We start from the raw sequence: 23,402 nt of genomic DNA, 5'->3' as shown, positions 1-23,402 counted from the left end.
TTGCAATTTAGTTATCCTAGCTGGCTCCCATCTGGGGGCCTTTTTTGCATCCTTCAGATTCCGCTCGGATTATGCATTTGCAAATAGAATTCGGGTTTTGTAATACGCCGCGACAAATTCGTTAATTTTCGCCTTTAAAAGTTTTTCATCAGAACCAAACTTTCTTTTGATTTCTATAGGCTGCATTCTCAATTCTTGTCCAATCAGTTCTACATCAAGAGATGCAATTTTATTCATCAACGCAAAAAGCCTTTCATTCATATTACATTCTGCAAGAGCTTCTTTAGCCAATTGCCTTGTATACAAAGTTTTCTTTTTGTTCAAAAGGTTATTATATTCGTCCACATTTTTGCGGTAGTCATATTTATTATGACATTTTTTGCATATGGCAATTTTATTCTGAAAATCTTCAGAATTAGTCCCAAGAACATTAACATTTTTTAGAGCCACTAAATCTTCCTTAGTGGGACTATTTGGATATATATGAGCTATTTCATATTGCTTTACGCCAGATCCCTTGCGTTTGTCTATGAGACTATCACCACATAATGGGCAAATTCCATCAACTTCAAGAATGTATCGACGATCTTCTACAGTTCTTATATTCTCTCGATTTTGGTTATATTCCACACAATTGTTTATATTTCGTTCAATTAAATCGGTATACACTATTACACCTCCACTTGATCGTTCATTAGGAGCGGGAGGAGTTTGTCGCGGAGGGCGGTGAGTTTTTGCGATTCTTTCGCTTTTTCAATAATTTCCTTATACAGTGGATTTACCTTTTCATAATATTGATGTAAAACATTTTGTGCAGGGATAACAATAGGTGACTTATCCACAGTATCCTTATTGATATGCGGTTGTTGAGCACCTCCCCTTAAGGTATTTAAGCGAGGAATTTCATTTACCAAATATGGATAGAGATATCCGTTTTTCAAAATGTCATTTTCTTTTATTCCAGCCACAGATTGATTAATGCATGCATCTATTGCCATAATGCTAGGACGCAAATGACGCGTTATAGACAATGTAACAGAACCAGCAGGTAAATACGCCGTTGCACTATTTTTTACAGCATCTTCTGTAATACGTTTTTCCGCATTTAAAATTGGGAATTCCGCGACTTCACCGGAATTTAACCACGGAATATTTCCGTTCCAAAAACTTTCATTTTCTGTAGATGGCGTTCCCCCAAGAACCGTTTCACAAACATTTCCAACAACATCTACTTCCCAACCCACAGGGATTTCGCGGTTGAGGGTGGGGTTGTGGGTCATGGGGCCGCCGGAGGTTTTGTAGGGGCGACCGTTTTCGTCGGGGAAGTCGAATTGTACGAACCAGTAGTCGTATAGGCGTTTTGCCATGGCTTCGAGTTTCTGGTTCATCTTTTTGTTCAGGGCGATTTTGTCATCAAGTGCGGAAAGGACTGCTGCGATTTTCTTTTGTTCAGCTAACGAATGGATATTTAATTCTAATGATCTTATTCCTTCTTGAGACAAATTATCTCTTGCTGACCCTGTGCTAATACCAACTAAATAGTTGTACATTGTATCAAGTTTGTACTTCAGATATAAAGGGGATAAAACTTTCTCATCTGGCATTATTGCGCACACAGCTTGATTTGTACAAGCTTCTATTTCAAGCAAAGATGCTTTGCCAGCAGTTGCACCATACATGGCCAATAAAACAGTTTGTGGCGGAAATAACTTTGCACTTGAATTGTCATAACCGGCTTGTGTGATGAAATTTTCTGTACTACTAATAAACGGATGATTTAACTCGCCGCTGTTAATCCAAGGAATTGTTCCATTTTCATAATACTCAGCAACAGTAGATTTCGGAGTTCCTCCTGAACCAGTCTTTGCGATATCTCCCAATTTGTATTTCGTCATTTCCATGTTTAATCCGTGTTCTAGATTCTTCACTACACTTCGTTCCGTTCAGAATGACACCAAACCAAGGTCACCTTCTTCCAGCCTTTACTTTCAAATAAGCAACTTTTGCAAGATCCATTCTGCTAAAACCAGGAGCTCCAAAAGGGATTACACCTATTGCATCTAACTCATCTTTCGCGTTTTGCCGTTCTTCTTCTTTTCTTTTTTTCTCTGCCAATGCAGCATCCTTTTTCTGTTTCTTATAAAGAACTACAGAAACTACGATGCCCGCAATCGTTGTGAGAAGTGTCAAAACGCTAATAATCAGTGTTGCAATTTCCATTTTACTAATCCTAGATTCTTCGCTTCGCTCTGAATGACTCTGCCTCGCACCATTTCGTCGCTTTATCGCCGTTTTCAAAATTTATCGCCATTTTATCGCCGCTTTATCGCCGTTTAAACTATCATTTATACTATCGTTTATTCTATCACTTTAACTATCAACTTTCTTGACCCTATAAAAATTGACTCTAAGCTGGGCTCCGATTTTCTTTTACGCAAATAAATCTTGTTCTCCCCAATTTTCAGGGAATCCAAGCGACGGCAGTTGTTCCGGGCGGACCATCTTCATCACTTGCTTTAGCTTTCCTCTAAAATCATAATTCGGGGCACACACATCCAGCAATGTTGTAATAATGCAAATGGAGAAATAGATTCTATCCTGACTTGGAATCGAATCCACCCATTTGGCAGGCTTGTTTGTGGGAATCATGGGGCGCACAATAAAGCTCCTTGTAAAAAGCCTAGAGTAATGGGCGCAAATGTTCCTAACCAGGTTTAAATGCTGGAACCAGCTTACTAGAACTTTCGTTGAGGCCTTATTGAAACCGAAGTACTTCGCAACTTCTGTTTTGGCATTGAGATTAGATTTCAGGTTAGAGAATGTCTTGGAAAGCGTTCCGAATGTTGTCGTTTCGAAGATCATCCACGCCGGAGGTGCAATAGAGGTGTCATACTCGCTTTCGTAATGCGTTTTGAAAACCTCACGAGAACGGCTCCAATGTTTTCGGAGTTCTACCAGGTTATCATTAAAAATTTTCTGATTATGACACAGCGATACATCTTCGTACCAACGTGGACCATGAGCAATGGAGAGTTGGTATTCCATCTGACAGCGCACAGCGATTTCAATAAAGCCGAGCGCTTCTACGATGAGATTTCGAAGAGCGGAGTCAAACAGGTAATCATTCTTAATGCTGGACCAACTTGCCGTGGGAAGAAATTCCGAATTAGACGAGGTGTTATCCTGATACGGATAAGTATATCCTCGTAAACGGTAATAGCTAATCCTTGAAAGGACTTCTACGAGTTCATCCTTAGAAACATCTTTAAGCCCTCGGCTAATCAGTAATTGGGCCTGCTGATCCAAAGTCTGGGGAGGTTTACTATAGATTCTAAGAGACATCAAATTCCCCCTAAATAAAAAAAGAACCTCGCTGGGTGCGCATTGTGAAGAGGCGTGCAAGGTTTTCTTGCACATAATATACAATTACACAAACCAAATGTCAAGGCCTCCCTCGTTTCCATTTTACTATCCCCCGAATTTGAGGCTGGCCAGTTGCTTGTTGATTTCGTTTTCCAGCTTGTGGCTTTCTTCGAACATTTTCTGGAGTTCGGCGGTGTCGGCTGCCATCTGGGCGTTGATTTCCTCTTCGGAAATATCCACGTAGTCAATCTTGATGTCGAAATACGGACCTGCGCTTAGGCTGTAGCCCTTTTCCTTAACCTCGCTGTAGCTGACAACCACGCTAAAGTCTTCGACGGCCTCGGCATTGCGGAAGGTCTTAACGATCTTCTCGATTTCGTAATCTTCTAGGCGGACTTTCTTAAGGCCGTTGGCATCCTTGTATTCCTGGCCAAGCTTGCTTGCATCAACGAGGGTGATCTTGCCGTTGTCAGACTTTGCGCCGGTCTTGTCGAAGAACAGTAAGCGGTTCCAAGATGACAGTGAAATTGAACGACACTTTTGCAGGCGTTGGCTACATCACCTTTACCCTGAAAGACAATGCCGGCGATACCTATTCCCGCAAGATCGGCGTTACCCAGAAATTGGCTGCAGTATCCGCACAGGATCCGGAACCCGGCGTAGCCACCATTGCCAAGTGTGGCGCAGGAAGTTCCAAGCAAACTGTAGAAAAAGGTGCCGCCATTGTCGACTTTTGCTACACCTGGGAAAATGCGAAAACCGTTGAAGTGACTGGACTTCCCGAAGGATTACTTGTTGACACAGACAACATAAACAAGAAAGTTTCGATTAGCGGCACAGTAAATGACGAGCCTGGTGAGTACGCATTCTTAGTCACTTCTATTGGTGGCGTAGGAGAAGCCTATGTCAAGAGTGGAATCATTACCGTGGTAGGAGAAGAACCCGATGAGGATGGCGATGTCACATCCGTTGCCGCATTGAACCAAAAAACATTCCATGTCGCCATCCAGAACAACATCGTCCATCTTTACGGATTGCCCCGCAATGTTTCTATCAGCGTGACGGATTTAAGCGGCAAACACCTAATGACTTCCAAGTCCATCGTTTCCGTAAACGGCTCCGCCATTGTAAACCTGAATGACTATAGCAGAGGTTCCTACCTAGTGAATATCCGCGGCCTTTCCAGTAATGGCTCCCGGGTCAATAGAAGCATGCAAGTACAGGTGAGATAGAAGAGTACAGCGAAAATAAGTTTATTGAGTTCCTTCGATGCGAACTTGTGCAATTTTTGCACAGGTTGAAGGTTCGTCAAGTTCCTCGGTTTGGTAAATATTTCGAATATAACGCAATATGGATGTTCTATCAGTCACGAACAAGTCTGCCATTTGAGCTTGAGTCAACCAAACGATTTCATTCTTTTCACCATTATTGGCAGAAACTGCGTTACTCTTTCAAGGCGGAACGCGTAATTTTTTTTCTTTGCAAAAAATTCCTTCCACCAGTTCCTTGTCAACAAAAGGAAGCGTAGCCACCACACGGTTTAATCCGCCAATGGCTTCTTGATTTTCAATTTTTCAAAAACCTGTGCAGATAAACCATTAGCTCACTCAAGAAAACACTTCATCCAATTTTTTTTGCAAGGTTCCTTCCTTTGCAAAAGGTAACGCATCAAGTTGTCTGAAATTATGCTTCAAATCATCTGTATTATCGGCAAAACCCAAAATGAAGTTAGTTGCGATTTTATAGATGATTTCTGTGGGAGCTAAACCATAGACTTGCTTTTCAAATATATGCCTTAGACGTTCCTTGTCATCTGGGAACAGCATCTTCATTTTCTGACTCTGGTACAGCCTTTTGACAATTTCAGTAATGTAAAGTCCAGATTTCATGTAGAGATCGACAAAAGTTTTGTTCTGATCGTCAAAGCAACCTGGATTTTCCTCCTCCAGCATATCAACCATTCTTTTAACAACATCTTTGGGTGTGAAAATTTGATTGGTCTTCTGAGGCGGAATATAATCGAAAATATCTTCAACACTCTTTTCGTCAAAGTAGTCTGCAAGTTTTTTCTTTAAAGCAAGAAATTCCTTCACAGAATCATTAAAGACCACGGAGTCAAAGAGCTGTCCCTTAAATTTTTTTTCTTCTCCAGTTTCAGAGTCTATATACGCTCCCCCATCTCTCAAGAATCGAAACTGTTCCAAGGTTATGCTAGTAACCTCAGTAAAGACATTATCAGGAATATTTTGATCAAAAGTCGCCAAAGTGACGGTTTCATCACCATAGGCCATAAGGAACGAAGGAATCGTACGGGAGAATCCTCTTAAATGGTCTCTAACACCATCTTGAATAGAGTCTCGTTCGCGCTCCTTGATTTTGGTTTCCACAGTCTTGACCGTTTCTTTAATGGAATCCTGAGTAAATTCATTGATTGCTGAATCCATTTCGTTTTTGAACTTGGCAAAAGCATCTTCTTGCTTTTTCTTGAATTCAGTTTCAATTTCAGCCGTTGTTTTTCCCGTCACGTTACGCTGTTGCATAGCAACAACGCGTTCTTGCTCAATAACATTTGATTCTATTTTAAATTGTCCAACAGTTTTGTCAATAATGGTATCTACTTTTGAATTAAGAGTACTTTCCACCTGTCGAGCGACTGATTTCGGCATATCCGTATCGCCATAGCTTCCCTTGGCCGTTTGAACCACATTTTGCACAACAGTATTTTTAACCAATTCCTTCAGTTTATCATTTAATGAATCAGGTTTTTCAGATTCCTTGACTTCTGTGATTGTGTCCTCGACCTGTTTTTTAACATCGTAAAGTTTTGGACCAAAAATATCCGAAGCCACTCCAATAACATAATCATCAGTCAAGTTGACTTCACCATTTTCATCTAAGGACAAGTCCTTCTTGACCTCATTAGACAATACAACGGGTGTTTTTGACTTTGGTTCTTCAACCGCTTCAAACTGATTGATTAAATCAACAACTTCCTTTGGTGCGGAAAAAATATTGCCGATGTTTTGGAACAAGAAATTGCTCATGAATCCACGACGAACAACTTCAACAGACTTAATCTTACGAGGAATGGTAAGAACTTTTTCTGCATCCAGTTCAATCAGTTCTCCATTTTCATCTTCTCCAATAACCGGGAAGAAATTCAGCAGTTCCCGAACATTATTCTTTCTTGATTCAATATCGCCCTTTCCCGAAGAAGTGTTCGGAGAAAGATCGTTTGCAAATTCTTCGAAAATAATCAGAGTTCGTGCAGGATCGAAGTCAAATACATAGGCATTTTCTTTACGCTTGTATTCGGAGCCTACATGGAAAAGACAAGGATTTTGAGCTCTAAACGCGGCCTGCATGTAAAGAGACGGAGATTTCACATTACTAAGCATTAGCACTGCTGTCCACTCAGGAATGGTAATACCGGTAGTCAGCTGGCCAACGGACAAGGTGATAGTCTTTTCATGTTCAGCAATCGCCTTCTTGACCTTATCGAAAGATTTCTTATTTTCTTCGGCATCGTCAACACGCCCATCACCAGCAGCAAGGACAATTTCATAATCCTTGAATACAGGATGTTCATGAAGTTTTTTAGCCATGAGTTTTGCGCTTTCCACTCTATCCAAAAGCCAGAAAGTATGCTTAAGTTCATCGCGCAATTCTTCTGTAGAAAACGGAAATTTGGTTTGCTTGGTAAGAGCGTCTAAAAACTTATCAACCGACGAATTATGAACGAATTTTCCATTTTCAGCCTTGAAAAATTCATTAAGGTCAAAGGCGTATTCTTCCGTTTCACCATTTATCTCTATTCCCTGAGAAAGTTCATCACGAACAATTTCGGACATTTGGTAAGTGTAAAGATTTAAGGTCGGAAGCGTTGCATAGGGATTTTCCGTTTCAGAAGCATCATCCCAGCCATGTTTACTTTTCTGCTCATCAGCATAAGTATAGTTGAAGATTGCATCATCGGCAAACTTGTTATTTGCTAGAGCTTTAAAGGGAGTACCAGAAAGATGAAGTGTAAAATCACGTTTTATTTGATCAAATGCCACATCAGTTTTGTATGTGTCAACGCCTTCGTGAGCTTCATCTATTACAAGTAAGTCCCAGGAAGTCTTCTTGAGTTCTTCTAGTTTGTTGAATTTACCACCGAAGTAGATTGAGCCTTTCAAATCTTGCAAAGAGGCAAAATAAATGAGCCCCATCGCCTTTTTATTCTTAAGTACACGGGATTTTTTATCAAGAGCGTATTCCTTGTAAGGAATCACCAGATTTTTATTCTTGATTCCGTCCACATCACTTACAAAGAAATAACCGGATTGGCGTCCAATAAACTTTGCATAATCTGCATACCAGCTATTTGCAATTGCAGGTCTATTCGTTACGATAAGGACATTCATCGCGCCCATACGCTTCATCAAATCATATACAGCGAGAGTCTTGCCGAATCGCGGCTTCGCATTCCAAAGGAATTCCGCCTTGTTATGAGCATTCCTGTAAGCCAAGGCCATAGAAACAGCAGACTCCTGCTCTGCACGAAGATTGTAGGGAACAATATCTTCCGTTAAATCTACGATACCTCGACTTGAACGAAATTCGTAGAACATTGAGCGGGAATCATTGGGTGAAATGAAAAACCATTCGTTTCGATCATCTTTGCTAAAGTATTCATTCCCCAAGTCCATGGGTTGTTTGACATCTTTTTTGCGCAAGTAGGCGTGGAACAGTTTGTCATTAAAAATCACTCCAGAACCATCGTCAAAAATGGCGTTACCTTGCCACTCCACCTGGGCTTTGACTCCTGCAGTATGTGTTTGCTGATAGACACGCTCTTCAACTGTTTGTTCTGTATAGCCAATCTTGATATAGCCATCATGATAGGAAATACCCGGAGTGGTATAGGCGTAAATCATCGGAACAACAGGTTTTGTTGTCTTAATGTTCGGATTTTGCATAGCCATATTATTCCATCTCCTTTACATGGGTTTCAATAAAGGTTCTTTCTTCAGGAGATAATTCGTACTTGTCGTAAAGTTGCTGATCGATGTCTGCAATAGATTTTGACCAGTCAATATCGGAATTAGAAGAGAAATCTTGGAGAGGGATTTTTTCCCATGTTGGTTTTGCATAATTTTGAGTAACCTTTAAGGCTCCCAACATAGTACGTAAAAATTTCGTTTTAATATACTTTTCTACAGCCTTTGCCTCGGCTTCACTCTCAAAAGATCCAATAGCAATATAGGTTTCTGTGGACGCAACTTCTGGCGAGACCACAAAAGGTTTTCCGCATATTCTTGCGGGGATGGGGTTTCCTAATTGTCCCGCAGCTCCATCTGCTTTTGAAATAAACACTTTATATTTGTCAAGATTTTCTACCTTTTTCACATAGTCTTTACGAAACCAACGAACAACTTTGTCTCGTCCATAAATTTTGACATATTGCAAATTATCATTGGGTTTTGTTTCAGTAAAGTAATCTGGTAAGTTTTCAAATGACTTTGGAGCAATTCTAGGATCCGCCGTAAGCTTTGTCAAATTAGGGATTTTATCATAAGCTAAATCAGAGTAACGATACAAACCCCTATTGTAGATGATATCGGCAAAACTCTGTTTTGACTTCTTTTCAACCTTTTGAACAATAGTATTTACATCATCAAAAGGAGAGAAAAAATTTATTGAACCATATATTTCTTTTTCATCCCTGTAAACAATAGTCACCCCTCCCGTAATGCTCGTGCCAGAAAATACGTTACTCGATTTAGGTTCATACATCTTAACTTTTAGATGTTCATCTTCAAGCATCTTTTTATTCCATTCTACAGGAGTATCCCCCGCATTAAATAGAAACCGAGCGGGCGTTATCAGCTCTACCTTTTCCGCAACAGAGAATGCGGACTCGTAAAAATGATGATATACAGAAGGATCATTTGGATTTGCACCAACGCCGCTTTCCTGATACGGAGGATTTCCAATTGCAAAATCAAACTTCATTTTTACGACCTCCCTTTATGCTTCTATAGGTCAAAGATTTCTGCCTTGTCCAATCAAAAATTCGGCATTCTATTTCTTCGGATTTTTTTGCGTTTTCTCCGACAGCAAAATCAAACATGCCGGTCTGTTCATTTTCTTTTGTATGGTTCCCATACGGTACTGTTCCTGTGATGCCATCCATCTGCCAAAAATTCCAGACGATGATATTGGCTACTTTTCTAAGCTCAGCATCCGTCGGTTCGCGATTCCATCGATTTTTCATATAGTCCACAAAGGTCACCAGTAGGTTAATGCGTGCTATAAGCAAGTTGTCGCCTTGATATTCGTATCCATAAACGCTTTGGAATGCCCTATAAGTCCATTTGAGCCAATCTTCTTCATTGTCCGTATTTTCGTTGACGACTCGCAATTTGCGATCGAGAATTCCTATACGCTTTTTAATGGGAATAATCTCCGCAGTTGTGGAGTCGTATCTGGAAACTATGTAAGGTGCTTCGCCGCAAGTAATTTCAATGCGCTTTGAATCCACATATTTTTGCCAATCGCCTTCATTTGCAAATTTCACTTTTGTCGTTGTAGGCTTCCAAGATTGGTCATCTTCTACATTGAACACATTCTCACGACCAAACCACTCTGCATCACAATGGTTGTTCATCTTGTTGCAAATCCAGGACGGAGTGAACACTTCCGCTTTTCCGCGAGTTCGTTCCGCCTGTGCTTCTTGTGACTTTGCAACTCTGGGCTGAATCAGATTTGGTCCTAAATTCCGCAACATGGCTTCGGTAATTTGTTCAGCCTTGCCATATACAATTCCACTCTTTGTAGTGATTGTTGAAGCGAATACGATATTTCTTCCCGTTGTCTTATCTTTGACAAGGGACTTTAGCACGACAGAAACGGGATAGTTATTTATATCAATAAGCTTCTTCATTTGACTCCGCATCACCCCGTTTACGGAGATTTGAAGAAGTCAAAGAATTCAGCTAACAAAAAAAGGCGTGGAGTCGCTGAAGCTATTACTGCTTTCTGGGGCTCGCCAAAGCCTTTGTAACCAATAACAGCAAACGACCCACGCCCCAATTGGGACGTGAGCAGTTCACTCTATTCTCGTTACAATGGAAATTTGGCGATTTCAGAAAGGAGACTAGAGCAAATAACTCAATAAAACGGGCGCTCAACCCACGCACCGCAGGCTCGAGGGCCATTGGTCGCAGAAGGAGCTATGTATAGAGGAATATAGGTATTTTTTGAAAAAACGAAGCGAGATTTTTAAGCGTACTAGGCCATTTTTTTGCAAATTATTTCTCTGTTCACAGTTCCTGTTTCCGTTCGAATTCTTCACGAACCTGCTTTACCTCCGCAATCAACCGCTCCTTACTCGGCATGTAAAGTTTGAATTCGCTGGCAAGGATTGTCTCGTTGTCTTCGGGGAGCGTCATCTTTACGACGGTATCGTTCTTTTCGGCACAAAGAAGAATGCCGATAGTCTTGCGTTCGTCGGGCAATTTTTCCACACGGTCAAAATAATTCACGTACATCTGCAACTGTCCCAAATCCTGGTGCGTCACTTTTTCGGTCTTGATTTCAACAACCACAAAGCAGCGCAACAAACGATTATAAAGAACCAGATCTACAAAGAACTCGTCGTCTTCAAGAAGGATCCTTCTTTGCCTTGCGATAAAGGCAAAGCCGTTGCCAAGCTCCAGCAAAAAGCGCTGCAAATGATTGATAATCGCGGTTTCAAGATCGCGTTCGTAATATTCGGGATTACGTTCCAAGCCCAAGAATTCCAAGACCATCGGGTCCTTAATGACCTCCTGGGGAGTCTCGGGAATCCTTTGCTTGCGGGCTACCGCCAGAACCTTTTCCTTGTCGGAGCTCATAAGAAGGCGCTCATAAAGCTGGGAATGAATTTGACGTTCAAGTTCGCGACTAGTCCATGCGTTATTCACTGTTTCCAATTCGTAATATTCACGCTTGTCGGGATCATCAATAGCAATCAAGTCCCTATATTGAGTCCAATTCAATTGTGAACGCACTGCGTTCACAATTGGGTAAAGCGTGTAAAATTTACGGCAGAACGCCAATTGTCGATAAGAAAAACCGCTTCCGTACTCCGGTTCCAGTTCCTTGGAAAGATTTTTCAAGAGAAACGAGCCGTAATCAGCCCGTTTTTTACCTTTCTGCTCTTCTACCTGAATACGCCGCCCGATATTCCAGTACATCTGTACACGGCAAAAATCAACACTGCGCACCGCATTCCGGCGGGACTGTTCGATAATTCCGCGAATATCAGTTACAAAATTTTTGTTGAGTGATTCTATTTCTTTTTTAGCCATACAGCCTCCTTCGTTCATTTCTTGTTACCAGAGGCGTCTTTGAATACGGCAAGCAGAATCCGCAAAGCCATATAACAAAAAGACGCACTTCTCCATTCGATAGAGAAGCGCGTCGGGCAGTAATGTAGGTGATTTTTAGAAAGTTGGCAAGGTGCTTGCGAAAATTTTACAAACTACAGAGCAAACTTTCTTCAGGCTTCCGCATGGTTACATTTCCCCTCTTTTATCTAATTCTTCATCATGGATTCTGGCAGGAACCCTTGCTGATACAGCGTATAGATCAGGCTCACCATCAGCGGGCTTCCTGCGAATTTCAGGTAGTACTTTCGGGCGCCTTCGGATACGGGGGCTATAAGGCCAGCATCCAGCATGGCGCGGATGTTTCTGGACCTCGCAAAAGTATTTGCCCACACGCCAGCTAAGTCTGAAGCCTGGAAGATTGGTTTTTCGAGAGCAACTTGCAGCGCTAAAAGCGTATCCTTGTCGATGATTCCCTTGCGCGATGCATCCCGAAGAACAGGCTCCAGAATATTTTGCCTAACGTAGTTTACGTCTGTCAGTTTTTCGGTTTTTTGCAATTCGTCTAGCAGCCCCTGCAGCACAAACTGGCACCACTGTACCTGCGCCTCGTTGTTCCTGGAGCCTGCCACCTTCAACATTTCGTAGTACTTGGAGCAGAACACCGCCGTAGGGTTAAACAGCCTAGACTGGCGAACATCAAAAAGCCGCACAATCATGGCGTAGGTCAAGAGCCTTGCCGTTCTTCCGTTGCCGTTGCGGAACGGATGAATCCAGACAAACTGATGATGGGCTACGGAAACCTTCAGCAGATCATATTGCTGTTCGCAATCCCTATTGATGAACTTTACAAGTTCGCGCATCAGCGCCGGAACATCGTCGGCATCGGGAGGCTCATGACTCGAACCCGCAATGGAAATGGAAACGTCGCGGTAGCAGCCTGCGTTGGGATCGCCTTCGTGAACCAGCCCCTCTACGGCCATCTTTTGCAAAAAGATTAACAAACAATTGCACTAAAACAAGTCTTACAATTGCGAGATTCAATAAATTTTATCAAATTTCGCCAATTTTTTTATTTTCTTCAACAAGTTCATTAAGTTTTTGAATACTCAATTGAAGGTTTAAATGTGTTCCATCACTATTTTCGCCTTTGATGGTTTGGTAAAGGGTACAAAGACTGACGGACGTTTTGTTGTTGATTAAGCCCGAATTCGCAAATAAGATTTTTGACTTTGCTATTCAGGTCGGAAGCGTTAAGCGATTCAAGAAGGCGAAAACATTGCAGGACTACAACATAAAATTTGCGCCGCAATCTTACGTCTATATTGAGAATTAAGATATTGGTGCACCTTTAGGCTCCAGCGAAGAAATCGAAAAGTTTTGGAGCAAAATTCCAGACGATGAGGTTTTCTCTACAGAATTCCACTCTCATAACAAAAATTTTTTCTAAATCAACGCAAATAAGGTATTTTACCATTTGTTATGGGATTGGATTATGGCAGCAAGTAAAGTAGTTGAGCATCTTCTTGAATACGATGATTACCGCAAATTTCTTCAGGATTACTTCGAAGAACAGAAGATTTTAAGTGCGGCATTTTCTCATCGTTTCTTTGCAGCAAAAGCGGGTTTCAAGACATCTTCCTATTGTTTGAATGTCATTCGCGGCAGATTCAAGCTGACCCAAAAATCTGCAGAAAAGATTGCAGCTGCCATTGGCCTCACCGCCCTTCGTGAAGCTTACTTTCTGACCCTTGTGGAATTTAATCAGGCGGAACAAATCAACAAGAGGGACGCCGCCTGGGATCAAATCGTTCAAATCAGGCGACAGGCAGAATTTAAGCACCTGACAAATCGGGAACAGTCCTATTTTTCCAAATGGTACAACCCCATTATTCGCGAACTTGCCGTAAGTTCCGAATGGGAGGGCGATTACAAAGCATTAGCCAAAATGGTGGTGCCGCCTATAACAGCCAGCGAAGCCCGCGACGCCGTAAAGAACCTGACCGAGCTTGGACTCATCCAGAAAATTGGCGACCATTACGAGGAAACCTCCCTGATGGTAGACGCATCCGATGTATCGCCCATTGCGCTGAAGCAAATCCGTCGGGATTATATCCAGCATGCCTTGCGTGCGGTGGAATGCATTCCCCGAGATGAGCAATACGCCGCATTTACAACGCTTGCCATGAGCGAAAGGTCCTTCAACTATGTGGTTGAAGTCATGAGAGACGCCCGAAAGAAAATCATGGCCAAGATTGCCAATGACGAGAACGTTGAACGGGTTTACGAGATGATGTTCATGACATTCCCTATGAGCACAAAGATTTCGGGGGAAAAATGAGAAAATTCTACTCAACATTCGGAATTGCGATTTCCCTATCCGCCTCCATTCTCGTTTGTGCCTGCTCCGATAAAAAGAACGATGTGGCCGGCGGTATAACTGACATTGACCATTCCATGGCCTATACGGGAAAGATCCTGGACGCAAACGGCAAGGGAGTTGCTTCTGCCAGAGTGGTGGCCTATATCGACAATTCCATTTCCGTTGAAGACTCCGTAGAAACAACTTCTGACAGTACTGGAAATTACGAGCTGATTTTTGACCGAAATACCGACGCAGACACCGTTATTCTCTATGCAGAATATAACGCTCTTTGCGCCTTGATAAATGCCGCAGGTCTTGAAAATAACGATCTGCAGATTTCTGAAAGAAAAATGCTGACAGGTCGCATCGACGGCGCAAATGATGGATTCGTCCGAATCAAGGGAACCTCCATCAAGGCTGAAATTTCCGAAGATGGAACGTTCTCCATCAACAACGCGCCTGTAGGAGAAATCCTCTTGCAATATGTGGAGAATAAAGCCCCCGTGGCAGTATTCCCCGTGTCTACCGCAGGAACATCTGACACAATTGCCCTCCCTCCATTGACAGAAAAGTACCTCCCTATGGAAGGGGCCGAAACCGTTTTCGATAACGATTCCACCTTGGCAACAAGTGTCAATTATGTGGATGGAATTTCTGGAAAGGCCATCCAGCTGGAGCCGGGACAGTTTATTGAAATTGACTCCCTGGACCCTACCGATGGTGACTTCACCATTTCCCTCTGGACAAAGTGGGATGGACCCAATGGCAACCACCAGATTCTTGTAGCGCAGCGCAGTTACTGGAGCGACAGCACGTCAAAATTCCAATGGCACTTTGAAAATACTGAAGGCAAATTCTCCGTCATGAAAAGCGCCCCTGTAAGCCCTGAAGAAATCTCCTTTGGAGATTCTTCCATTGTACCTGTGGGTAAATGGACATTCCTGACGCTGGTTTCCAAGGATCATCAGGTTTCCATGTTCGTTAACGGGGAACAAGTTGGCAAAACCAATACATTCGTTCCCAATACCCTAAATCAGGCTGTTCCATTCCGTGTTGGTGGTAACGAAATCAGTACAGAAACCTGGAATGGTCTCATCGATGAAGTGCGTATAGAAAGTGTGGCTCGCAGCAAGGAATGGATTCTTAACACATTTCAAACACACTTTAACACACTGGAATAATCCAAATTATTGCATAAATAATGCAGGCATAATATCTTTAATATGGGAGTGAGCCGCTTTTGCGGTTCCCTAAGTATGGGATTTGGATTATGAAAAAAATAGTACTGGGTGCAATGCTTGTGGCAAGCACCGCCTCTTTCGCCGCAAATGGCGACGCATACACATGGCCGACATATCGTTCGGATTTGGATTACGACACAAAATCCAACCTTGGCGAAATTGCACCGCCTACTGAGTTCAACAACAATTGCTCTGGTGTTACCGGGAAAAAAGCTGGTAAATGGTGGGCAATCTACTGGGGCAAGGATCGTGATTCCAGAATCACCGACGTGACCATCGATAGCATCCTGAAGAAATACGATACGGATTTCACCTATCTTTACGACACCTTGGGATGGGCACCCGACGCTCAAGCACAGGAAGGCAAATACAGCGCTATTTACTATTACGGTTCCGGCACATGCGCTGGCGGCGCAAAGGAAGACACCACCGGCGGCTGGCAAACATACGTGGCGGGCTATACGGCAGTAGCCGCCTCCTTCTACCCTCTTTACAGTTTCAACACAAGCTGCCCCTATCGCGATCGCGTTTCCCAGATGGACGCCATGATTCATGAAGGCATTCACTCCATGACCAACGGCTACCCTGGCGCAAAACAGGCCCACTGGTTCCAGGAAGCAGGCAATACCTGGATTCAGCAGGACATGTTCTCCCATCGCGAAGGCGTTTACAGCGGTATGGGATTTTTGAATGCGGCAACCGTCATTGCGCCCTTCATGCCCATTGAATGCTACTCCGGCTGGCTTGTAGACGGCACCTTCGGAGGTCCCGGCGCACAGGGCGTTACCGGCAAGAATCAGCGTTACCTTCTGGGCGGTTCCCAGTACAGTAACATTTTCCCAACCTTTATGGGAACTTGGCTTGGCACAGGTTCTGTCCGCTGGATTTACGGAAATGCTTACGGCAAAACCACCTACCTACTTGAAACCTACGCATTGGAAAAAGGCCTTGGTCCCGATGCCACTCGCAGGCTCATTACTGAATTCCGCGCAAGGATGGCCTTGCTGGATATGAAGAAATGGTCCAACGAAATCAAGAACCTGCTGAACAACAACTTTGGCGGAACCAGTTACGAAGAGCAGTATTACTGGGATAACGGTCAGTACAGAAACACCTGGAAAATGACTCCCTACCAGACCATGACAGCAAGCGGAGAATATCTCGTTCCCGACGAGGCAACAACTCCGGGCTGGTCCGGCTCCAACGTCATTCCTCTGAAGGTTTCCTCCGGCGCAAAGCAAGTGACCGTATCCTTCTACAATGTTGGCGACAAATCCAACAACACCAACATGAATTATCTGCTTTGCTACCGCGCCACCGATGGAACCCCCGTCTATAGCGAACCCATTACTGGCGAAGGTGCAGTGACACTCCGCTTGGATAAGCCCCCCTCTTCTACCAACGGCACGCAAATGGTTTTCGCAGTTGTTGTCAACACGGATTACCAATACACGGGCAATGAAAACATCCGCACCAACCATTACAATTACAAGATTAAACTTGAAGAAGGCTTGAGTGGCGCAGGTGACGCCAACACGAAATACTACAACAATTTCGTACTGGACTACGAGTGGCCTGAAATCGGTGAAAACACCTTTAGCAGTTCAAGCGAAGCAGTGTCAGGCAGTTCCTCTAGCAGTTCCTCCAACATCATCGCAGCAGACACTGTTGAATTCGAAATTTCAGCAACCGTCCAGATTAGCGAAGATTACGGAACTACAAGCGTTGAATTTGATTCTCAGAAGCAGGCAACCGCATTGGGAATTTCTGCAAATGAACTTGCAAGCGCCACATTCTTCGCCATCGATGGAAACACATTCAACACCACTTCGACCGCAAAGGCTCCGGGACACTGGTTTGACAAAAACGGACTTGTCACTGAATGGGGCGAAAACGCATACGTCTTTGCCGAATGGAATTTAACTGACGGGAAAATCGCCATTGGGCATTACCCCAATAGAGTTTCTGCAGGGGAAACCTACAAGTTTGCCCAAGGTTTTAAAACCGGAAACAAGATCGTCATCTATAGATTTACCATAAAAATCGCAAACGATTCCGAACCCGGAGAGCCTTCAGAAGGAACGACCTCCATCGCCTTCAAGAATCAAGGTCCCGCAAAGTACACATCATTAAAGAATCATCACGGAGTTCTTGAGATTCATTACACCATCAACAGACAAGACAACGTGAAGATTAGCCTTTACTCTGCCTATGGCAAACTTCTATATCAAAATATTTCTGGAGTTAAACCTGCCGGACAATACCGAGAAAAAGTTGACCTCGTTAAATCGGGTTTACCGCAAGGAACCTACATCGTGAAAGTGTCCACAGGCTCCTACCGCGAAATTCAATCCATCAACATGATTCAGTAAAGAAAAGGCCCGCGAGAAAAAAAACGCGGGTCTTTTTGTCATTGGAGTGTGGTTATGAAGTTTTATTCAGCCTGCTTCTGCCGCTTACTTTCTGCCTTACAGCCATTTTTCAGATGGCGGTACACAGCAGGGTGACCCGAAATGCTGTGAATAGAAAGCAGGTTAGAGGATTCAGAAACTGCCACGCCGGAAGTTTCCGTTTGTGCGGTAAAGAGAGAATTGATGTAACCCATGATATTCCTCGTTGTAGCTTACACTTTTAAATTTTTTAGATGTTCCGTCAGTTCCATGTTGGCGGCATAATCCACCGGGCATTCGATAATGCTGGGCACGTCCTGTTCAAAGGCTTCACGAAGGGTGGGGATAAGATCCTCCGTCCGTTCAATGCGATAGCCCTTCAGGTGCATGGATTCTGCATACTTCACGAAATCCGGATTGGTAAAGCTGATGGCGTAGCTGTCGCCATAACGTTCTTCCTGCTTCCACTTGATCAAACCATAATTGCCATCAGTAAACACAAGGGTCACAAACGGAATATGTTCGCGGTAAGCCGTTTCCAATTCCTGACTGTTCATCATGAAGCCGCCATCGCCTGTAACTGCCAGCACCTTCTTTTCGGGATTCAACAGCTTTGCAGCGATTGCACCCGGCACCGCAATTCCCATGGTGGCAAAACCGTTGGAAATAATGCAAGTGTTGGGATGGTAGCAATGGTACTGTCGAGCAATCCACATCTTATGAGCGCCCACATCCGAAAGAAGAATATCCTCTTCACCCATGACCAGGCGAATGTCATGCAGCACTTTCTGAGGTTTGGGCGGGAAGCTTTTATCCAAGTCATAACGGGCATGATCCGCAGCCATTTTCTCACGAATGTACAAGGCCCATTCCGGATCCTTTGTGCTGGGGCAAAGACAGCGAAGCGCTTCCAGAGAAGCAGAAATATTTCCAATAACTTCTACTTCGGGCTGATAGAATTTATTGATGTGGTTGGGCGTTTCATCAATATGGATAATTCGCTTATCGCCCTTAGTGTTCCACTTGGCGGGAGCATATTCCACAACATCGTAACCGATGGCGATTACCAAGTCAGACTGTTCCAGAATATAGTTCTGGTAATCCTTCTGAGGAATACCGATACACCACATGGAATATGTATTGTCGCAAGGGATAACACCCTTAGCCATCATGGTGCTCACCACCGGAATCTTCGCAGCCGAAGCAAAAGCCGTCAATGCATCAGATGCGTTATTTCGCACTGCAGAATGCCCCGCCAAAATTACGGGACGCTTGGCGCTTGCAATGGCAGCAGCGGCCGCCTTGATTGCAGTGTCGCTGGCGTACTCGATATTTTCACGATGGTGTTTCAGCGGAGTCTGAGCCACTTCTCCCGCCACTTCCATAGCAGCAATATTGCAAGGCAAGTCAATGTGGCAGGCACCCGGCTTTTCCATCTCGGCGTACTTAAAAGCAATGCGGACAATTTCATTCACCGTATCCGGACGAACCACCTGTTTACTGCGCTTGGTAATAGGCGTAAACATGTTCACCAAATCCAAATACTGGTGGCTAGTCAAATGCATACGTTCCGTACCCACCTGACCCGTAATGGCAATGAGCGGAGCACCATCGGAATTGGCATCGGCCACACCGGTCACCAAGTTGGTAGCCCCCGGTCCCAGAGTCGAAAGACAAACGCCAGCCTTCCCCGTAAGGCGACCATAAACATCCGCCATAAAGGCCGCACCCTGTTCGTGACGAACCGTAATAAAACGAATGGAAGAATTCTTGATGGCCTCCATCAATTCCAAGGTTTCTTCACCGGGAATTCCAAAAATATACTTGACGCCCTCACTTTCCAAGGACTTGATCAAAACTTCTGCGGTATTCATAGGATAGTAGTCAGTGATTAGTGGTTAGTGATTAGGAACGCGGGAGATGTACTCCTATTGCATTCCAAACCACCTCCATAGTTTTCTGTTGGGACATTTGCAAAAAGCGTGCCATAGCGGATAAAAAACGTCAAATTTATTCGAATCGGCCGCCTTTTACAAGAAATGAAATAAAAATGTAAATCCTAGGGCTTCTTAAACGAAGAAACCATATTTATTCAGTAACTTTTACAAACAATTTCTGTAAAATATTCAAAAAATGTATCTACAAAATTGTTATACGAAAATTATCTAAAACTACACTCTAGATTCTTTCCTTCGCAATGTTTTAAAAACCTTTAATTCACTGGGTTAGAATGGCAAACCAGTCCTGTAATTAAAACTTTGGCACGGCTTTTGCGCTTGATAGGGCGAAACCAACAAGGAGACCCCTATGAATATCGCACGCAAGTTCCTATCCACCATTGCAGCTAGTGCTGTAGTCCTGGGCGCATTTGGCCTCATGGGTTGCAACGAAGAAAAGGCTGCAGAATCCGCAACCGTAAAGGTGGGCTTGCTTCACTCTCTGACCGGCCCTATGGCCATCAGCGAAAAGTCCGTCCGTGACGCCGAAGTTTTGGCAATCGAACAAATCAACAAGGCCGGCGGCGTTCTCGGAAAGCAGATTGTTTTTGTTGAAGAAGACGGCGCTTCCGAACCATCTACTTTTGCAACCAAGGCAGAAAAGTTGATCGACATCGAAAAAGTCGCTACCGTTTTCGGCTGCTGGACCTCATCTTCTCGCAAGGCTGTAAAGCCCATCTTTGAAGAATACAAGTCCCTGCTCTGGTATCCAGTACAGTACGAAGGTATGGAAATGTCTCCGAACATTGTCTACACCGGTGCCGCTCCTAACCAGCAGATCGTTCCGGCTATTGAATACTTGATTTCCAAGGGCTACAAGAAGTTGTTCCTGCTGGGTTCCGACTATGTGTTCCCCCGCACCGCCAACATGATCATCAACGCACAGGCTAAGGCTGCAGGCATTTCTGTAGTCGGCGAAGAATACGCAGACATGGATCAGACAGACTTCGCAGCAATCATCGCAAAGATCGAAGCCGCAAAGCCCGATGTTATCGTGAACACCTTGAACGGCACCGGCAACGTTTCCTTCTTCAAGCAGATGTCCGAAAAGAACTACTCCAGCAAGGAATACATGACCATGTCCTTCTCCATTGCTGAAGAAGAAGTAGCTACCATCGGCCCCGCCATCTTGAAGGGTCATCTGGTTTCCTGGAACTACTACCAGACCACCTCCACTCCTGAAAACACTGCATTCGTTGCTGCTTACAAGGAAAAGTTCGGTGCAAACCGCGTAACCTCCGACCCGGCAGAAGCTGCTTATGACGCAGTTTATCTGTGGGCAGAAGCTGTGAAGGCAGCAAAGAGCTTTGAAGTGGATGCAGTTCTTGCAGCAATCAAGTCCGGTTCCATTTCTTACAAGGCTCCGGAAGGCGTTGTGGCTATCGACGGCAAGAGCCAGCACCTTGCAAAGCCTGTCCGCGTGGGTGAAGTTTCCGAAGATGGTCTCATCAAGGAAGTTTACGCCACCGCAGCTCCTGTTGCACCGGATCCCTACCTGACTACCTACGATTGGGCAGTGAAGGCAGGCCTCCAGCCGCTGAACTAAAATATACCCATCCTCATAAAGACCGCAGGCTTTTCGCTTGCATTCTATAAAGGGAAGCGGGTCTCTGGGCCCGCCACCTTTTATTTCAACACTTCTTTTAACAATCAAAAAACAAACGCAAACGGACCGAGGACACCTTGGAACAGACCATCAACATCCTTTTTAACGGCTTGAGCCTCAGCTCCATTATTTTGCTGACTTCGCTTGGCCTAGCCATTACCTTTGGCGTCATGCGCGTAATCAATATGGCCCATGGTGAATTCGTCATGATCGGCGCTTACATGACTTTTGTGGTCCAGCAGCTTTTCGCCAAGTTCCTGCCAGAATCTATTGGCGGACTCTATTACTTCGTAGCCATCATCGCCGCATTTGGCGTCGCATTCGGGCTAGGAAGCCTTCTTGAAAAATTCGTGATTTCAAGACTGTACGGTCGTGAAATCGACAGCCTTTTAGCAACATGGGGCATCAGCTTGATTTTACAGCAAGGTGCACGCTCCATTTTTGGATCCCAGGGTGTAAACGTTACGGCTCCTTCCTTTTTAAGTGGCGGCATCACTCTCGGAGAATGCACTTTCTCCTATAACAGAATTTTCATCATCTTGCTGGTAGCTCTTTGCATGGGCGCCGTTTGGCTTGTGATGTACAAGTCCAATTTCGGTCGCCAGATGCGAGCCGTCATGCAGAACCGTCCCATGGCACAGTGCATGGGCATCAACTCCCGCAAGGTGGACAATTTGACTTTCGCAATGGGCTCAGGATTTGCAGGTATCGCAGGATGCTCCGTAGCTCTTCTCGGCTCCATTGACTCTACTGTCGGGCAAAGCTATATCGTCAACTCCTTCATGGCAGTCGTACTTGGAGGCGTCGGAAACCTGATTGGAACAGTCATCGGCTCCGGCATCATCGGCATCAGCTCCATCTTTACCGAAAACTACACCTCCTCCACCATCGCCAAGGCAGTGGTATTGCTGATTGTGATTGTATTCCTGCAAAAGAGACCTCAGGGACTGTTCGTTATCAAGAGCAGAAATTTGGATTAAGGTTTAACGAATAAGGATTACTGGTACAAATATGAAAGCATTAAGACTTTTCGAAAGACACGGATCCAACATCACTTTTGGAATTATCGTTTTTATTCTCGCCATGATGCCCGTCCTTTTGATGATGGGCGTCGTTAGCGGCGGTTCCACCATTTTGTTCCTGGGCAAGTGCATTAGCTTTGCTATTGTCGCCATCGGTATCGACTTGATCTGGGGCTATACAGGAATCTTGAGTCTCGGACACGGATTGTATTTCGCCCTGGGTGGATATGCCATGGCCATGTACCTGAAGATGCAGGCCACAGGCGGTCATTTGACCGATTTCATGCACATCGGTGGCCTTACCGAGATGCCTCTGATTTGGGTTCCTTTTACACTTTCTCCGGGAAGTCTGCTACTGGTGATTATCGCCCCCGCCGTAGTCGCCTGGATTGTAGGTTACTTTATTTTCAAGAATCGCGTAAAGGGCGTGTACTTCTCCATTATTTCTCAGGCACTTACTTGGGCAGCATGCTCCCTGTTCATCGCCATGTCTCCCTATACCAACGGAAACGTAGGCATTACAGAGATCAAGTCTATCTTTGGAAGCATCAAGGGCAGCGCTAATCAAGGGAACATGTTCCTTCTTTTCTATGCGTCCCTCATCGCCTTGATCGCTGTTTACGCACTTTCCAAATTCCTTGTAGAACGTAAGTTCGGTAAGGTTCTGATTGCCATTCGCGATGGCGAAAATAGGACTTATTTCTCTGGATATCCTGTAAGTCGCTACAAGACTTTCATCTACGTTCTCTCCGCTATTTTCGCAGGCATTGCAGGCGCAATCTTTGTCAACTTCAATGGATGTATCACTCCTTCCCAGATGACCATCACCTACTCCATCGGCATGGTAATCTGGGTGGCCATCGGAGGCCGCGGCACTATTATTGGCGCTGTCATCGGAGCCTTCTTCATTAACATCTGCGAATACAATTTGAGTTCCGGAAGCACTGTAGAAATTTGGCAGTACATCATCGGCGTCCTTTTCTGCGTCACCATCCTGTTTTTCAAGGGCGGCATCGTAGGCTTAGTTCGCGACAAGGTTCCTTCTCTGTTCAAAAAGGTCTAAG

At 44.3% G+C, this 23,402-nt stretch carries 18 protein-coding genes and 1 pseudogene; 7 read left to right on the top strand and 12 right to left on the bottom strand.

Annotated elements, in window-relative coordinates; all coding sequences use genetic code 11:
- Positions 1–69: 69 nt before the first annotated feature.
- The 5 genes and pseudogenes from BUB38_RS10265 to BUB38_RS10245 form a co-directional block, all read right to left on the bottom strand.
- A complete protein-coding gene (locus BUB38_RS10265; protein WP_073160207.1) occupies positions 70–669 on the bottom strand; it encodes a hypothetical protein in 600 nt (199 codons plus the stop codon).
- 2 nt (positions 670–671) lie between these two features.
- Positions 672–1,928 carry a restriction endonuclease subunit S gene (locus tag BUB38_RS10260; RefSeq protein ID WP_139258401.1) on the bottom strand — a complete coding sequence of 419 codons (1,257 nt, stop codon included), beginning with the start codon at positions 1,926–1,928 and terminating at the stop codon, positions 672–674.
- Between the two features lie 37 nt (positions 1,929–1,965).
- Complete coding sequence (locus BUB38_RS10255) at positions 1,966–2,220, bottom strand: hypothetical protein (protein WP_073160205.1); 255 nt, start codon at positions 2,218–2,220, stop codon at positions 1,966–1,968.
- 210 nt (positions 2,221–2,430) lie between these two features.
- Positions 2,431–3,342: an Abi family protein gene (locus BUB38_RS10250; RefSeq protein WP_175547672.1), complete on the bottom strand. Its 912-nt coding sequence runs from the start codon at positions 3,340–3,342 to the stop codon at positions 2,431–2,433.
- Between the two features lie 126 nt (positions 3,343–3,468).
- Positions 3,469–3,867: pseudogene (locus tag BUB38_RS10245) on the bottom strand (N-6 DNA methylase); the annotation flags it as partial.
- Between the two features lie 11 nt (positions 3,868–3,878).
- On the opposite strand from BUB38_RS10245, the gene BUB38_RS10240 reads away from it, so the two are divergent.
- Positions 3,879–4,595, top strand: a complete 717-nt coding sequence (locus BUB38_RS10240) for a hypothetical protein (protein ID WP_073160201.1) — start codon at positions 3,879–3,881, stop codon at positions 4,593–4,595.
- A 375-nt stretch (positions 4,596–4,970) separates the two neighbouring features.
- Here the strand turns inward: BUB38_RS10240 and BUB38_RS10235 are convergent, their stop codons facing one another.
- The 5 genes from BUB38_RS10235 to BUB38_RS10220 all read right to left on the bottom strand — a co-directional run bounded on the left by BUB38_RS10235 (position 4,971) and on the right by BUB38_RS10220 (position 12,721).
- Entirely contained in the window at positions 4,971–8,324 is a 3,354-nt protein-coding gene (locus BUB38_RS10235) for a DEAD/DEAH box helicase family protein (protein ID WP_073160224.1), read from the bottom strand.
- Positions 8,325–8,331: 7 nt separating this feature from the next.
- Positions 8,332–9,360, bottom strand: coding sequence for an Eco57I restriction-modification methylase domain-containing protein (locus BUB38_RS15840; RefSeq protein WP_083539798.1), 1,029 nt, complete (start codon positions 9,358–9,360; stop codon positions 8,332–8,334).
- Complete coding sequence (locus BUB38_RS15835; protein ID WP_083539797.1) at positions 9,350–10,291, bottom strand: restriction endonuclease subunit M; 942 nt, start codon at positions 10,289–10,291, stop codon at positions 9,350–9,352. The genes BUB38_RS15840 and BUB38_RS15835 overlap by 11 nt, the downstream gene beginning before the upstream one ends.
- A 379-nt stretch (positions 10,292–10,670) precedes the next feature.
- On the bottom strand, positions 10,671–11,699 hold the full coding sequence (locus tag BUB38_RS10225; protein ID WP_073160199.1) for a PDDEXK nuclease domain-containing protein: 1,029 nt from the start codon (positions 11,697–11,699) through the stop codon (positions 10,671–10,673).
- A gap of 227 nt (positions 11,700–11,926) precedes the next feature.
- Complete coding sequence (locus BUB38_RS10220; RefSeq protein WP_139258398.1) at positions 11,927–12,721, bottom strand: Fic family protein; 795 nt, start codon at positions 12,719–12,721, stop codon at positions 11,927–11,929.
- Between the two features lie 491 nt (positions 12,722–13,212).
- Between BUB38_RS10220 and BUB38_RS10215 the strand changes: the two genes are divergently transcribed.
- From BUB38_RS10215 to BUB38_RS10205, 3 genes are all read left to right on the top strand, one after another.
- Entirely contained in the window at positions 13,213–14,058 is an 846-nt protein-coding gene (locus BUB38_RS10215) for a TIGR02147 family protein (RefSeq protein WP_073160195.1), read from the top strand.
- Positions 14,055–15,263, top strand: coding sequence for a LamG domain-containing protein (locus tag BUB38_RS10210; RefSeq protein WP_073160193.1), 1,209 nt, complete (start codon positions 14,055–14,057; stop codon positions 15,261–15,263). The genes BUB38_RS10215 and BUB38_RS10210 overlap by 4 nt, the downstream gene beginning before the upstream one ends.
- A gap of 89 nt (positions 15,264–15,352) precedes the next feature.
- A complete protein-coding gene (locus BUB38_RS10205) occupies positions 15,353–17,695 on the top strand; it encodes a DUF4859 domain-containing protein (protein ID WP_073160191.1) in 2,343 nt (780 codons plus the stop codon).
- 62 nt (positions 17,696–17,757) lie between these two features.
- Here BUB38_RS10205 and BUB38_RS16380 read toward each other — a convergent pair whose 3' ends face one another.
- Both BUB38_RS16380 and BUB38_RS10200 read right to left on the bottom strand, forming a co-directional pair.
- Positions 17,758–17,928, bottom strand: a complete 171-nt coding sequence (locus BUB38_RS16380; protein ID WP_158236723.1) for a hypothetical protein — start codon at positions 17,926–17,928, stop codon at positions 17,758–17,760.
- Positions 17,929–17,946: 18 nt separating this feature from the next.
- Positions 17,947–19,587 (bottom strand): acetolactate synthase large subunit, encoded by a 1,641-nt coding sequence (locus BUB38_RS10200; protein WP_073160189.1) that lies wholly within the window; start codon positions 19,585–19,587, stop codon positions 17,947–17,949.
- A gap of 502 nt (positions 19,588–20,089) precedes the next feature.
- On the opposite strand from BUB38_RS10200, the gene urtA reads away from it, so the two are divergent.
- The 3 genes from urtA (at position 20,090) to urtC (ending at position 23,401) form a co-directional block, all read left to right on the top strand.
- Positions 20,090–21,256: an urea ABC transporter substrate-binding protein gene (gene urtA / locus BUB38_RS10195; RefSeq protein ID WP_346348701.1), complete on the top strand. Its 1,167-nt coding sequence runs from the start codon at positions 20,090–20,092 to the stop codon at positions 21,254–21,256.
- A 137-nt stretch (positions 21,257–21,393) separates the two neighbouring features.
- The gene (gene urtB / locus BUB38_RS10190; RefSeq protein WP_073160186.1) at positions 21,394–22,296 is read left to right on the top strand and encodes an urea ABC transporter permease subunit UrtB; all 903 of its coding nucleotides are present in this window, start codon (positions 21,394–21,396) and stop codon (positions 22,294–22,296) included.
- Positions 22,297–22,327: 31 nt separating this feature from the next.
- The gene (urtC, locus tag BUB38_RS10185) at positions 22,328–23,401 is read left to right on the top strand and encodes an urea ABC transporter permease subunit UrtC (protein ID WP_073160184.1); all 1,074 of its coding nucleotides are present in this window, start codon (positions 22,328–22,330) and stop codon (positions 23,399–23,401) included.
- Position 23,402 lies beyond the last annotated feature (1 nt).

It is taken from the genome of Fibrobacter sp. UWH5, assembly GCF_900142505.1.
Lineage (GTDB): Bacteria > Fibrobacterota > Fibrobacteria > Fibrobacterales > Fibrobacteraceae > Fibrobacter.
Note: the sequence above shows the minus strand (reverse complement) of the source record. Positions and strands in the feature narration are given on the sequence as shown.